Below are 13,714 nucleotides of genomic sequence, written 5' to 3'. Positions count from 1 at the left end.
CAATTGTGCCAGATGGTGCCGGCGCAAGGATGAAAGCGCTGGGAAATTGACAGCGCGGCCAGGCGCCCTGGCCTTGCTGGTGCCTATAGCGTGTGCGGTTAAACAGGGCGCAGAACCAGCCCTTGCAAGGTCTTGGCGATGGTTTGGAAGATGGCCTGGGCTGCCATGCCGCCCTTTCCGACCGGCCCCATGCCTCGGCAAGGCCGCCCCTACAGGTCGGCGCGGTCTCTGTGGGCGCGGCCTTGTGTCGCAAAAGGGTCGCAAAGCGACCCCGGCAGGCCCAAGGGTTCGAAACGGCTGGGGCTCAGAACGCGTAGCGGGTGGTCAGCATGAAGTTGCGCGGGTCACCGTAATACCCGCCGTTATAGAAGCCCAGGTTGTTGAAATACCGCTTGTCGGTGAGGTTGTTGCCATTGAGCGACACCGACAGCTGCTCGCTCACCTGGTAGCGAACCATGGCATCCAGGGTCAGGTAGCTCGCCTGGGTATAGCGATCGGTCTGGCCCGGCAACGGGCTGCTGATGTCCTTCCAGATCTTGCTCTGCCAGTTGGCCGCCCCGCCCACGGTGAGCTTGCTCCAGGCACCCGGCAGGCGATAGCTGCTGGACAGGCGCAACAGGTTCTCCGGCTCGATGGTGGAGATCTTGTCGCCCTCGCCATCGCGGGTGATGCGGTGGGTAAAGCCGCCCTGCACATGCCAGTCGGCCGTCAGCTCGCCGGCCAGCTCCAGCTCGAAGCCGCGGCTCTTGGCGCCCTTGATCGAACGGTAGACGCCGCGGTTGCTGGCCGGGTCGGTGTGCACGAACTCCGCCAGGTTGTCCTGGCGCACCTCGAACACCGCCAGGCTGGCATTCAGCCGCCCATCGAAGAACTCACCCTTGAGGCCCAATTCATAGGCATCGCCCTCCTCCGGCTCGATCATCTTGCCGCTGGCATCCTGCTGGCTTTCATGGGGCTTGAAGATGCTGGTATAGCTGGCGTACACCGACCAGGTGGGGTCCAGGTCGTAGACCACGCCGGCATAGGGCACCACCACGCCGTTCTCTTCCAGGCTCTGGGTCTTGCGCCGCTGGCCGCTGGCAGTGTCGAACCGGGAACCATCCAACTGCCAGTTGGACAGCCGGCCACCGATGATCAGCGCCAAATCGTCGGTCGGCTTGAAGCGCCCGGTAAGGTACGCCGCGTCCTCCTGCACGCGGGTATTGACCTTGGCGCTGAGTGGTCCCCAGTCCGGCTCGGGGTAATCGCCCCGCCATTGATAGATGTTGGCGCTGCCGAAACGCATCGGCCAGTGGTCCTCGTGGGTGCGCAGGTCACGGTGCGAGATACCCGCCACCAGTTCGTGCTCGCGCCCCAGCATCTGGAAGGGCCCGCTGGCGTACAGGTCGTAGGCGCTCTGGTTGGTCTGGTAGTGGTAGCGCCCCAGCCATACGGTGATACCGTCGCCGGTCAGCGGATCAGGGTAACCATTGGTGGCCGAGCCCAGGCGCATGGGCGAGTCGTTTTCACTGCGTGTGACCGAGGCCTTGAGCGTCCAGTCGTGGGCCAGGCGCTGCTCGAGGGTGACGAACAGGTTGTCAGCGGTGTTGTCCCACTGGCTCCACTTGGCCCCCGGGTTGTACGAGCGCGACATGCGAAAGCGATTGCCGTTGCTGTCCAGCAGCGGCGTCGAGGGCCCCCACGAGGTGGCCTCGGGGCGGTTGCTCTGGCGGCTCAGGCCGACGCTGAGCAAGGTGTCCTCGCTCAGGTCGAACTCGACGATGCCGTACAGCACCTGCTTGTTGTCCGCCAGGTTGTCCATGAACGAGTGGCCATCCTCATGGGCCGCGACCAAACGCCCGCGCACATTGCCGGCGCCGGTCAACGGCCCGCCGATGTCGAACTCGCCACGGTAGGTGTCCCAACTGCCAGCGCCCAGCGATACATAGCCGGACAACCCATGGGTCGGTCGCTTGCGCACCAGGTTGACCGTGGCAGCCGGGCTGCCGAAGCCACTGAGCAGCCCGGTGGCGCCCCTGAGCACTTCGACCCGGTCGAAGATGACCATGTCGGTACGGTCGACGCCATTGGAAAAGCGAAAAGCGCTAGGGATGCCGTCGACCTGGAAGTTATCGATCTCGAAGCCACGCACCTGGAAACTGGTGCGGTTGCTGTCGAGCTTGCTCACCGTGACGCCCGGTGTCTTGCCCAGCACCTTGGCAATGTCGGTCAGGTTCTGGTCGTCCATCTGCTGACGGGTGATCACGCTTACCGACTGCGGCGTCTGCCGCGGCGACAGGCTCATGCGCGTGGCCGTGCGGCTAGCCCCGCTGGTGTAGGAGCCACTGCCCTCGGTGATCTCGCCCAGCGCGGTGGCGGTGACGGCAGTGGCGCCCAACTCGAATGGCTTGGCCTCCTCGGCCCAGGCCAGGCCGGTGCTGGCGGCCAGGCTGCTCGCCAGCATCGCCAGGGCCAACGGGTGGCGCTGGCGGACGGTGATGGCATTCCCTGCCGCGTTGGTCGTGCTCGAAAGTGGCGGTTGCTGCACGTTGTACGTTCCCTGCTGATTCAAGAGTGAAGCTAATCACCGACGGTTGCGTAACTGTTGAGGTCGCGTGCCAGGTGGCACGCCCGTTCTGCGGACGGTTGCAGCGCATGCTAGGGTTGTTACGAACACTTTACAATCGCTAATGATTCGTAATTTCGAATTTTACGCAAAAAACTGTAACACCTCGCCATTCGGCAACCCCGGCATTCACGGCTAGGCTCAAGCCCATGTGATACCGGGCCCCTCTGACGGCGTTCGCTGCCATGTCGGAATCACTGTTGCCATGCAACGTCGACACGCCAGGAGGGGCTCATGACAGCTCTGCAGACATTCCTCTTCACGCCTTTTCTCGGTACCAGCACCTGGTTGTGGCTGGTGTTCATCGTCATCGTCGTGGGCTTGCTGGTCCTGGACCTGGGCGTGCTGCACCGCCAGGACCGCGAGATCGAAATGCGCGAGAGCCTGCTGCTGTATGCCGGCTACTTCAGTGTCGGCGTGCTGTTCGGGGTCTGGGTATGGTTCGAGCTGGGCGCGCAGCCGGCGCTGGAGTTCTACACCGGCTTGCTGGTCGAACAGTCGCTGTCGATGGACAACGTGTTCGTCATGGCGATGATCTTCAGCTTCTTCGCCATCCCCCGCCGCTACCAGCACCGCGTACTGTTCTGGGGCATTCTCGGGGTGGTGGTGCTGCGGGCGATCATGATCGGCGTCGGCGCCGCACTGGTGCAGCACTTTGCCTGGGTGCTGTATCTGTTCGGCGCCTTCCTGCTGTTCACCGGGGTGAAGATGGCGCTGAGCAAGGACGACGGCCATCCGGACCTGGCCAACAACCCGGTGCTGCGTTTCGTGCGCCGGCACATGCGCGTCACCGACCAGTTGCATGGCCGCCACTTCTTCGTGCGCCTGGCCCAACCCGGCACGGACCAGGCTGTCCGTTACGCCACGCCGCTGTTCCTGGCGCTGGTGCTGATCGAGCTGGCCGACCTGGTGTTCGCCGTCGACAGCGTGCCGGCGATTTTCGCCATCACCCAGGACCCGTTCATCGTCTACACCTCGAACATCTTCGCCATCCTTGGCCTGCGCTCGCTGTATTTCGCCCTGGCGGCGCTGATGCACCGGTTCGTCTACCTCAAGTACGCGCTGGCCATGGTGTTGATCTTCATCGGCTGCAAGATCTTCTGGCACGGGCTGGTGGGCAAGGTGCCGGCGGGGGTGTCACTGGGGGTGACGTTCGGCCTGTTGCTGGGTGGGGTGTTGCTGTCGTTGTTGCGCACCCGCGACAAGAAGGCGAATCACACCGATGCCGATCAAGCCTAGCCGGCTGTTGCGGCCCGCTGGATGAATGGCACCGGCGTTGCCGATGTTCGTCGGCAAGCCGGCGCCTAGGCGCGAGCCCGCTGCATCCAGGCCGCCCCCAGCCCGCTCAGGCAGATGATCGCGATGCCGGCCAGGCTTACCCCGTCCGGTACCTGGCCGAACACCAGCAGGCCCAGCAACCCGGCAAACACGATCTGGCAGTAGCTGAACGGTGCCAAAAGCGCCGGTGCGGCATGCCGGAACGCCTGGGTCAACAGCAGGTGCGCGGTCATCCCGCAGCCCCCCAGCGCCAGCATGAACGGCACATGGGACCATTGCGGGGCCTGCCAGAAGAACGGCACCAGCGCCGTCATGATCAAGGTGTTGCACAACCCCGCATAGAAATTACTGGTGGTCGGCGTGTCATGGGCCGCCAGCTTGCGCGTGAGCAACTGGTAGAAGCAGAACCCCAGCGCCGAGCCGAAGGGGAACAGGATCGCCGGGGTGAACATCGCACCGCCCGGATGCACCACCACCAGCACGCCGATGAACCCCATCACCACCGCCAGCCACTGCCCCATCGTCACCCGCTCCTTGAGCAGCGGCACCGACAGCGCGGTGACCAGCACCGGCGCCAGGAAGTTGACCGCGGTCGCCTCGGCCAGCGGCAGGTACTGCAGGCCGGCGGTGAACAGCAGGCTGGTGCTGAGCAGGCTCAAGGCGCGCAAGGTCTGCAGCAACGGCCGCCGGGTCCGCAGCACGGCAAGGCCCGCCTTGGGCAGGAAGATCCCGGCCATCAACAGGGTATGCACCAGGTAGCGCGCCCAGACCACCATGATGATCGGATAGATGCCGCCCAGGAACTTGGACAGCCCGTCATGGCTGGCAAACAGGAACGTCGCCATCACCACCAGGGCGATGCCGCGCAGCGGTTGGTTGATGCCGGACAGCGGCGTGCTGGAACTCATGGGCCCCTCGGGCAAGCACCCAGGCCAGACGCCTGGGCATGCGCGGATTCTAGAAGAGATACACCGCGCTGAACATTGCCGGCCCGGCTTTTTTGTTCCAACCGGTACATTTTATGCCCCTTGCTGGCGAGCCTGGCGCCACAGCGGCACGCCCCCTACAAAACCGTGGCGATCTGCTTGAGCCGCTCGCTCGCCGGTGCCGGACGCCCGTACAGGTAGCCCTGGAAGTGCGAGCAACCCTCGGCCAGCAAGCGCTCCATCTGCTCTGCCGACTCCACCCCCTCGGCCGTGGTCTTGATCATCAGGCTGTTGGACAGCTCGGTGATCGCGCGGACGATCGACATCGCCTCGCGGCTTTCGCACATGTCATGAATGAACGACTTGTCGATCTTGATCCGATCGAAGGGGAACGAGCGCAGGTAGCCGAGCGAGGAATAACCGGTGCCGAAATCGTCGAGCGAAATCGACACGCCCAGATCCTTCAGCGCGCGCAGCGTGGCCACGTTCTCCTCGCTGTTGCCCAGCAGTACCGACTCGGTGATCTCCAGCTCCAGGCGGCTGGCTGGCAGGCCTGAATCGGCCAGGGCCAAGGCCACGCTGTGGACCAGGTTGGCGTTCTTGAACTGCACCGGCGACAGGTTGACCGACACGGTCTGCGTCGTGCCCCAGCTGGCCGCCTCCTGGCAGGCCAGGTTCAGCGCGCGGGCACCGATTTCGTGGATCAGCCCGGTTTCCTCGGCGATAGGGATGAAGTCCAGCGGCATGATCATCCCCCGCGTCGGGTGCTCCCAGCGCAACAACGCCTCGTAGCCGGTCACGCTGTGATTCTGCTGGTCCACCACCGGCTGGTAGTGCAGCTGCAACTGCCCCAGGTGCAGGGCCGTGCGCAGGTCGGTCTCGACCAGGCGACGCTGGCGGGCGGCGACATCGAGCTCGACATGGAAGCACTCGTAACGGTTGCGACCATTGCGCTTGGCCTCGTACAGCGCCATGTCGGCGTAGCCGAGCAATTGCTCGGCCTGGTCATGGTCATGGGGGGCGATGGCAACCCCGATGCTCACCCCGACGCTGAACTGGTGCCCTTCGATATGAAACGGCGGGCAGATCGCCTCGATCAGGCGCTGTGCGGTGTTGCGCGCGGCATCACCACTCTCCAGCCCCGCCAGCACCACGGCGAACTCATCGCCACCCAGCCGCGCCAGGGTGTCGTGCTCGCGCAGCTCGCGGCGCAGGCGCTTGCCCAGGGTGCGCAGCAGCTTGTCGCCGAAGGCGTGGCCAAGGGTGTCGTTGATGTTCTTGAAGTTGTCCAGGTCCAGGCACAGGGTGGCGGTCAGGGTGCCGCTGTGCTCGCCGCGCAGCAGCGCCTGCTTGAGGCGCTCGTTGAACAGGGTACGGTTGGGCAGGCCGGTCAGGGCATCGTGGTGGGCCATGTGGTGGATCTGCGCATGGGCCGCCAGCTCCTCGGTGGCATCCTCGGCAACGAACAGCACGTAGTCGCCCTGCCCCTCGCGGTTCTGGCAGCGCATGGCGCGGCTGCGCAGGGTGCGCGGGCCGCAAGCGCTATCGACCCGGGTTTCGGCCTGGTAGCCCTTGGTGCTGCGCGCGCCCCGCGCCAGTTGCTGTTCCAGGTAGTGGGCCGCCGCCGGGGCCAGGCACTGCGCCGGTAGCTGGCCGACCATGCTCGCGCCCTGGCCGCCGAACAGGCGCTCGGCCTGCTGGTTGGCCAGCAGGATCTGCTGGCTTTGCAGGTCCTGGACGATGACGCTGGCGGGAATGTTGGCGATCACCGAATCGAGGAACTGCGACAAGGTGGTCATTTCCTGGCTGTACTGTTCGGCGAGTTCCTTGGCCTTGAGCAACTCCAGTTCATGCTGGCGACGCTCGGAAATATCCCGGGTGATCTTGGCGAAGCCGATCACCTGGCCGCTGGCCTCGTCCCTGATCGGCTCGATCACCACGCTGGTCCAGAAGTGCGAACCGTCCTTGCGCTGGCGCAAGCCCTCGGCCTGGAAGCGCCCCTCGATCCGCGCCGTGGCCAGGCTCAGCGCAGGCAGCCCGGCGTCACGGTCCTGGGCGGTGTAGAACACCGAGAAGTGCTGGCCGACGATCTCCTCGGCGCTGTAGCCCTTGGCCCGCTGCGCGCCGGGGTTCCAGTTGGCGACGATGCCATCCGGGGTGAGCAGGTAGATGGCATAGTCCGCCACGCTCTGGATCAACAGCCGGTACATCATGTCGGAATTGGGGGCGAGCGCCATGGGCTTTACCTGACCTGCGGGTGCACAAGATGCTGGCATTATGCCGCGCCATAGGCAAATTTTGTGAAGTGCATCACATTATTTGCCGCCAAACGCGTCAGTGCAGGCGCTGGGTCACCCAATAGTTGCGCAACTGCGGCTCATCATCCAGGGCGATTTCCCGCACCGGACGCGGCAGGTCCGCCACCACTGCCTGGCAAAACGCCACGGCCGGCGCATCCTCGCCATGGCAACGCAACAGCCAGTCGTGCGGGCCTTCGCTGAGGAACTGCCGTGCCACCGCCTGTCCCACACCCAGGCGCCGGTACTTCTTCAGCACGAACAAATCGGCCAGTTCCAGGGCATCGATCCCCGGCAGCTCGCTGCGCTCGACCAGCACGAAGCCGGCAATGAAACCGTCGACCAGGATCAGGCTGGCGCTCCAGTCGGGTGACTGCCAGTAGCGCTGGAAATGGGGCTCGTGAACATAGAAGCGGCCGTCCGCCTCGATGTCCTCCTGCTCCCAGTCGGAGGACTCGTAGGCGTAGAACTGGTAGAGGTTGCGCACCAGGTCGGCGTGTTCGGGGCCGGTCTGGAGCAGTTCGATGGGCACGGCCATGGATGACGCTCGGCGAAGGAAGGAACCGCGATTCTACCGGGTATCGGCAAGCCGGCGGCTACGGGAGCAACGCCGCCACCGCGTCTATTTCCACCAGCATGCCGTCGAGGGCCAGGCGTGGCACCGGGATCAAGGTGCAGGTCGGGGCCATCCGCCCGCCCCAGGCACGCTCGGCCTCGGTCACCCACTGGCGCAGGCGCGCCTCGGAGTGATCGACCACCAGCAAGGTCAACTTGCAGACGTGCTGCAACGTCGCGCCCCGCGACGCCAGGGCGATCTTCAGGTTGGCCAATGCCTGGCGCGCTTGCTCGTCGAAACGGCTCGACAGCCGTCCTTGCAGGTCTTCGCCGCCCTGGCCGGCGACATACAGCAAGCGGCTGCCGGCCTGGACCTCGGCAACATGGGAATAGGCGTTGGCGCCAGGGTCGTACAACCCCTCGGGGTTGGACAGCACAAAGGCACTGGGCAGGGTCATGGCATCGCTCCATTAAAGATAGGCGCGAGCGAGTATCAGACCTTGGCTTAACTCGAGGTCAAGCCCGATCATTTCTCCTCCAGCACGGCCCGGCCCTTGACCGCGCGCGGCCCGCGCCAGGCCCAGAACAGCAGGCCGGGGAACGGCGCGTAGACGACGAACACCACCCACAGCATCTTGCGCTCGGCGCGCCGGTCGCTGCCAATGATGTGCCAGATGGCCCAGATCTCCAGGAGGATGACCAGCAGCGCGACGACGAACCAGATCGTTCCGATTTCCATGAGTATCTCCCGTTGGCATGTACCACCTTGGGTTGCCTGCGTGGCTCAGGGTTCAGTCGGATCTTGTGCCGCCCCGGGCGCCTTGGCAAAGTGGGCGACCGCTCTGCCCCGCCTGCCGGAGACCCTGCATGCCTTTTGACCCGACCCTGCTGGCCCAGGCCCGCCATGTGCTGGTGTTCACCGGCGCCGGCGTGTCCGCGGAAAGTGGCATCGCCACCTTTCGCGACAAACTCAGCGGCTTGTGGGAACGCTTCGACCCGGTGCAACTGGCCAGCGCCGACGGTTTTCGCGCCGACCCGGCGCTGGTCTGGGGCTGGTATGAAATGCGTCGCGCCGGCATTGCCGAGGCCCGGCCCAACCCAGCGCACCTGGCCATTGCCGAACTGGCGACACGGGTGGCGCAGCTGACCCTGGTTACCCAGAACGTCGATGACCTGCATGAGCGCGCCGGCAGCCGCGATGTGCTGCACCTGCACGGGCGCCTGGAGGCCTTTCGCTGCTTCGATTGCGCCAAACCGGTGCGCAACATGCCGGCGCCGGCTAAGCACGCAGGCGAAGGCCGGCGCATCGCGCCCCCACGCTGCGCCTACTGCGCCGGCCCAGTGCGCCCCGGCGTGGTGTGGTTCGGCGAATCGCTGCCGGGGCACACGCTGGAACGCGCCTTCGCCGCCGCCGAGCATTGCGACCTGGTGCTGTCGGTGGGCACCTCTGGCCTGGTGCAACCGGCGGCGTCGATTCCACGGCTGGCGCTGGCGGCCGGCGCGACCCTGGTGCATGTCAATCCGCAGCCGGTGCTGACCGGTCACCCCAGGGAATTCGCCCTCGCCGCAACAGCGGGCGAGGTGTTGCCGGCATTGCTCCAGGCTGCATGGGCCCGGTAGACGCCAGCTTGCTGGCCAAGCAAGCACCGCCGGGCCTGGCGCCGGCAAGGCCGGCTCCTAGCGAAAACGCTCCAGCGCTGCGCCCAGCGCCTGCGCGTCACTGAACGACTGCTGCGCCACCAGCTTGCCGTGGTCCAGGGTCAGCCACAGCACCTTGCCCGCGTCCGCTGCGTAGCGGCTGGCCACCCGGCCCTGGCGATCGAGCATCACCCGGTAGGAGTAATCACGCATCGCTGGCACCGCGAACAGCTTGCTGATCAACGCCGGCATACGCTGGATATCGGCGACGAACACCGCCTGGCGGGCTTCCAGGTAGCCCTTCGGGCGCTCGGCCAGGGCGGCCTTGACCAAGCGCGCCGCCTCCATGTCGCGGGCCACCAGCAGCACGCGGGTGTCAGGGCCCAGGCTGTAGGGCTGATCATGCTGGTCGAGCAAGGTCCAGGGCGCCAGGGCATCGCCCGGCTCAAGGGCGTGGGCCAGCAGCGGCACCAGGCTGAACAACAGGGCGACGGCGTATTTCATGAGGGGCAGGATCCCGGTAAAGGCACAGGACCGCCAGCATAGCCCAAAGCGCCGTGCGCCCTGTTGTCTTTCCCTCCCAGCCGACGCACACTCAGCCGCGCCAGCCCGCCAGCGGAGTCCGCAGTGCCCACGCCACGCCAGTTCAGCAAGAAGACCAGCACCAGCAACATGCTGCGGCTCAAGCCCGCCGAGGCCGGCGCGCAGCGTCCCTACCGGGTCGACTTCGTCCTGCTCGAACACTTCTCCATGGCCAGTTTCACGGTGGCCATGGACGTGCTGGTCACCGCCAACCTGCTGCGCGCCGACAGCTTCGCCTACACCCCGCTGTCACTGGACGGCGACCGGGTGCTCAGCGACCTGGGCCTGGAGCTGATCGCCACGCCACTGGCCCCCGGCTCGCTGACCGAACTCGACCTGCTGGTGATCTGCGGCGGCCTGCGCACCCCCTTGAAGTACCCCGGTCTTGACCGTTTGCTGGCCGACTGCGCCGCCCAGGGCATGACCCTCGGCGGGCTGTGGAACGGCGCCTGGTTCCTCGGCCGCGCCGGTGCCCTGGACGACTACGGCTGCAGCGTGCACCCCGAACAACGCGCCAGCCTTGGCGAGATCAGCCCGCAGGCGCGTATCACCCCGGCCAGCTTCACCCTCGACCGCGACCGCCTAACCGCCGCCAGCCCCAACGGCGCCATGGAGCTGATGCTCGGCCTGGTGCGCCGCCTGCATGGCGACGCCCTGGCCGAGGGCGTGGAGGAAATCCTCTCGTTCTCCGGCGCACGCTACCGCCAGGTCGGCCCCGGGGCGAAGAAGTCCATGAGCCTGCACCTGCGCACCATCGTCGAGCTGATGGAGAACAACCTCGAGGAAACCCTCAGCCTCGACCAACTGGCCGCCTACTCGGGGCGCTCCCGGCGGCAGATCGACCGGCTGTTCCAGGCCCAGCTCGGCACCTCGCCGCGGCGCTACTACATGGAGCTGCGCATCACCAAGAGCCGGCGCCTGCTGCAGTATTCGGACCTGTCGGTAATGGAGGTGGCGGTGGCCTGCGGCTTCGTCTCGGTGTCGCACTTCAGCAAGTGCTACGCGGCGTATTTCGGCTACCCGCCGTCACGCGAGCAGCGCCTGGGCGAGTGAACCCTGCGCCTGCGTCATTGCGCCACATTGCGCCTACGTCTTTGGTCTTATAAATGCGCTGATACCACTTCGCCTTGCTGATTAGCCCAAAGGGTTTGATATACTGCGCCGCGACCGTAGGGTCATCGGGGCGAACCCTTGGAAAATGCGGCTCGCCCTTGGCCAAGCATGGCCACGAAGCCTGGATTGTTACCGCAGCCCAGCACTTGACGCTCGACTGATGCATCCACCATCACCGCTCGCAGCCTCTCGACTTTCCGCTCATGGCGTCGCCAGGGCGAAGCGCCTACCCTGCGCACCTCGAGACTCGAGTACGCTCAGCACATAGAGAGTTAACCCGCATGCCCACCCGTTCCAAGATCATCTACACCTTCACCGACGAAGCCCCCGCCCTCGCCACCTACTCGCTGCTGCCGATCGTCGAAGCCTTCACCGCTTGCGCCGACATCGCCGTCGAAACCCGCGATATCTCCCTGGCCGGTCGTATCCTCGCGGCCTTCCCGGAGCAACTGGGCAGCGAGAAGCAGGTAGCCGATCACCTGGCGGAACTGGGCCAGCTGGCCACCACCCCTGAAGCCAACATCATCAAGCTGCCGAACATTTCCGCGTCGGTCCCGCAGCTGAAGGCGGCGATCAAGGAACTGCAGGCCAAGGGCTTCAACATCCCCGACTACGCCGACGAGCCAGCCAGCGCCGAAGAGAAAGAATCCCGCGCCCGCTACGACCGCATCAAGGGCTCGGCGGTAAACCCCGTGCTGCGCGAAGGCAACTCCGACCGCCGCGCGCCGCTGTCGGTCAAGAACTACGCCCGCAAGCACCCGCACAAGATGGGCGCCTGGGCCGCCGACTCCAAGTCGCACGTTGCCCACATGACCCAGGGCGACTTCTACGGCAGCGAAAAAGCCGCGCTGATCGAGGCTGACGACAGCCTGCGCATCGAGCTGGTCGGCAACGACGGCAGCACCACCGTGCTGAAAGAAAAGACCGCGGTGAAAGCCGCCGAAGTCATCGACTGCGCCACCATGAGCCGCAAGGCCCTAAAAGCCTTCATCGCCGAGCAGATCGCCGATGCCAAGGCCAGCGGCGTGCTGCTGTCGGTGCACCTGAAAGCCACCATGATGAAGGTCTCCGACCCGATCATGTTCGGCGTCATCGTCGAGGAGTTCTACAACGACGTGCTGGCCAAGCACAGCGCCGCCCTGGCCGAAGTGGGCTTCAACGCCAACAACGGCATCGGCGACCTGTACGCCCGCATCAAGGACCTGCCGGCTGAAAAGCAAGCCGAGATCGAAGCCGACATCCAGGCGCTGTACGCCGTGCGTCCGGCCCTGGCCATGGTCAACTCCGACAAGGGCATCACCAACCTGCACGTGCCAAGCGACGTTATCGTCGACGCCTCGATGCCGGCCATGATCCGTGACTCGGGCAAGATGTGGAACAGCGCCGGCGAGCTGCAAGACGCCAAGGCCGTGATCCCGGACCGTTGCTACGCCGGCATCTACCAGGCCACCATCGAGGACTGCAAGGCCAACGGTGCCTTCGACCCGACCACCATGGGCAGCGTGCCGAACGTTGGCCTGATGGCGCAGAAAGCCGAAGAGTACGGCTCCCACGACAAGACCTTCCAGGTCAAGGCCGATGGTGTCGTGCGCGTGGTCGATGGCAAGGGCAAGGTGGTGCTGGAGCAGGCCGTCGAGGCCGGTGACATCTTCCGCATGTGCCAGACCAAGGACGCGCCGATCCAGGATTGGGTCAAGCTGGCCGTCAACCGCGCCCGCCTGAGCAACACCCCGGCGGTGTTCTGGCTGGACCCGGCCCGTGCCCACGACGGCGTGATGATCGAGAAGGTGCAGACCTACCTGAAGGATCACGACACCGCCGGCCTGGACATCCGTATCCTGGCCCCGGTCGATGCCATCAAGTTCTCCCTGGCCCGCATCCGCGAAGGCAAGGACACCATCTCGGTGACCGGCAACGTGCTGCGCGACTACCTGACCGACCTGTTCCCGATCATGGAGCTGGGCACCAGCGCCAAGATGCTGTCGATCGTGCCGCTGATGAGCGGCGGTGGCCTGTTCGAGACCGGCGCTGGCGGCTCGGCACCCAAGCACGTGCAGCAGCTGGTGGAAGAGAACTTCCTGCGTTGGGACTCGCTGGGTGAGTTCCTGGCCCTGGCCGCTTCCCTGGAGCACCTGGGCAACACCTACGACAACCCGCGCGCCAAGGTCCTGGCCAACACCCTGGACCAGGCCACCGGCAAGTTCCTCGACACCAACAAGTCGCCTTCGCGCAAGGTCGGCGGTATCGACAACCGTGGCAGCCACTTCTACCTGACCCTGTACTGGGCCCAGGCCCTGGCCGCGCAGACCGACGACGCCGCCCTGCAGGCGCGCTTCGCGCCGCTGGCCAAGGCCCTGAGCGACAACGAAGCGACCATCGTCGCCGAGCTGGCCGCTGTCCAGGGCAAGCCGGCCGACATCGGTGGCTACTACGCCCCGGATGCCGCGCTGACCGCCAAGGTGATGCGCCCAAGCCAGACCCTGAACAGCGCCATTGCCGCGCTGTAAGGTTCGCTTGAAGTAACAGCACAAACCCCGGCCACGCACCGGGGTTTGTGCTTTCTGCAGAACTGATACGAGCCTTTGTAGGAGCGGCCTTGTGTCGCGAAAGGGCCGCAACGCGGCCCCGGCAATTTCTGCTGCGAAGCTGAAAACCTGGGGCCGCTTCGCAGCCCTTTCGCGACACAAGGCCGCTCCTACAAGGCACGCGCCAACCGTAGG

11 protein-coding genes are annotated in these 13,714 nt (G+C 65.6%); 4 read left to right on the top strand and 7 right to left on the bottom strand.

What is annotated here, in order from left to right:
• Positions 1 to 304: 304 nt before the first annotated feature.
• Complete coding sequence (locus KSS95_RS12725) at positions 305 to 2,527, bottom strand: TonB-dependent siderophore receptor (RefSeq protein WP_225935493.1); 2,223 nt, start codon at positions 2,525 to 2,527, stop codon at positions 305 to 307.
• A gap of 312 nt (positions 2,528 to 2,839) precedes the next feature.
• Here KSS95_RS12725 and KSS95_RS12720 point away from each other — a divergent pair, with 312 nt between their 5' ends.
• Entirely contained in the window at positions 2,840 to 3,844 is a 1,005-nt protein-coding gene (locus KSS95_RS12720) for a TerC family protein (protein WP_217847461.1), read from the top strand.
• A 65-nt stretch (positions 3,845 to 3,909) separates the two neighbouring features.
• On the opposite strand, the gene KSS95_RS12715 is transcribed toward KSS95_RS12720, so the two are convergent.
• The 5 genes from KSS95_RS12715 to KSS95_RS12695 all read right to left on the bottom strand — a co-directional run bounded on the left by KSS95_RS12715 (position 3,910) and on the right by KSS95_RS12695 (position 8,400).
• The gene (locus KSS95_RS12715) at positions 3,910 to 4,791 is read right to left on the bottom strand and encodes a DMT family transporter (RefSeq protein WP_217847460.1); all 882 of its coding nucleotides are present in this window, start codon (positions 4,789 to 4,791) and stop codon (positions 3,910 to 3,912) included.
• 155 nt (positions 4,792 to 4,946) lie between these two features.
• Positions 4,947 to 7,046 (bottom strand): sensor domain-containing protein, encoded by a 2,100-nt coding sequence (locus KSS95_RS12710; RefSeq protein ID WP_217847459.1) that lies wholly within the window; start codon positions 7,044 to 7,046, stop codon positions 4,947 to 4,949.
• 97 nt (positions 7,047 to 7,143) lie between these two features.
• A complete protein-coding gene (locus KSS95_RS12705) occupies positions 7,144 to 7,644 on the bottom strand; it encodes a GNAT family N-acetyltransferase (protein WP_217847458.1) in 501 nt (166 codons plus the stop codon).
• Between the two features lie 58 nt (positions 7,645 to 7,702).
• Positions 7,703 to 8,119, bottom strand: a complete 417-nt coding sequence (locus KSS95_RS12700; protein ID WP_217847457.1) for a RidA family protein — start codon at positions 8,117 to 8,119, stop codon at positions 7,703 to 7,705.
• A 68-nt stretch (positions 8,120 to 8,187) separates the two neighbouring features.
• Complete coding sequence (locus KSS95_RS12695; RefSeq protein WP_217847456.1) at positions 8,188 to 8,400, bottom strand: PLDc N-terminal domain-containing protein; 213 nt, start codon at positions 8,398 to 8,400, stop codon at positions 8,188 to 8,190.
• A 128-nt stretch (positions 8,401 to 8,528) separates the two neighbouring features.
• Between KSS95_RS12695 and KSS95_RS12690 the strand changes: the two genes are divergently transcribed.
• On the top strand, positions 8,529 to 9,281 hold the full coding sequence (locus KSS95_RS12690) for an SIR2 family NAD-dependent protein deacylase (protein ID WP_217847455.1): 753 nt from the start codon (positions 8,529 to 8,531) through the stop codon (positions 9,279 to 9,281).
• A 57-nt stretch (positions 9,282 to 9,338) separates the two neighbouring features.
• Here the strand turns inward: KSS95_RS12690 and KSS95_RS12685 are convergent, their stop codons facing one another.
• Positions 9,339 to 9,803 carry an FAD/FMN-containing dehydrogenase gene (locus tag KSS95_RS12685; RefSeq protein WP_217847454.1) on the bottom strand — a complete coding sequence of 155 codons (465 nt, stop codon included), beginning with the start codon at positions 9,801 to 9,803 and terminating at the stop codon, positions 9,339 to 9,341.
• A gap of 123 nt (positions 9,804 to 9,926) precedes the next feature.
• Between KSS95_RS12685 and KSS95_RS12680 the strand changes: the two genes are divergently transcribed.
• Both KSS95_RS12680 and KSS95_RS12675 read left to right on the top strand, forming a co-directional pair.
• Entirely contained in the window at positions 9,927 to 10,934 is a 1,008-nt protein-coding gene (locus KSS95_RS12680; RefSeq protein ID WP_217847453.1) for a GlxA family transcriptional regulator, read from the top strand.
• Positions 10,935 to 11,275: 341 nt separating this feature from the next.
• Complete coding sequence (locus KSS95_RS12675; protein ID WP_217847452.1) at positions 11,276 to 13,501, top strand: NADP-dependent isocitrate dehydrogenase; 2,226 nt, start codon at positions 11,276 to 11,278, stop codon at positions 13,499 to 13,501.
• The last annotated feature ends 213 nt before the right edge of the window (positions 13,502 to 13,714 follow it).

Source organism: Pseudomonas muyukensis, assembly GCF_019139535.1.
Classification (GTDB): domain Bacteria; phylum Pseudomonadota; class Gammaproteobacteria; order Pseudomonadales; family Pseudomonadaceae; genus Aquipseudomonas; species Aquipseudomonas muyukensis.
Note: the sequence above shows the minus strand (reverse complement) of the source record. Positions and strands in the feature narration are given on the sequence as shown.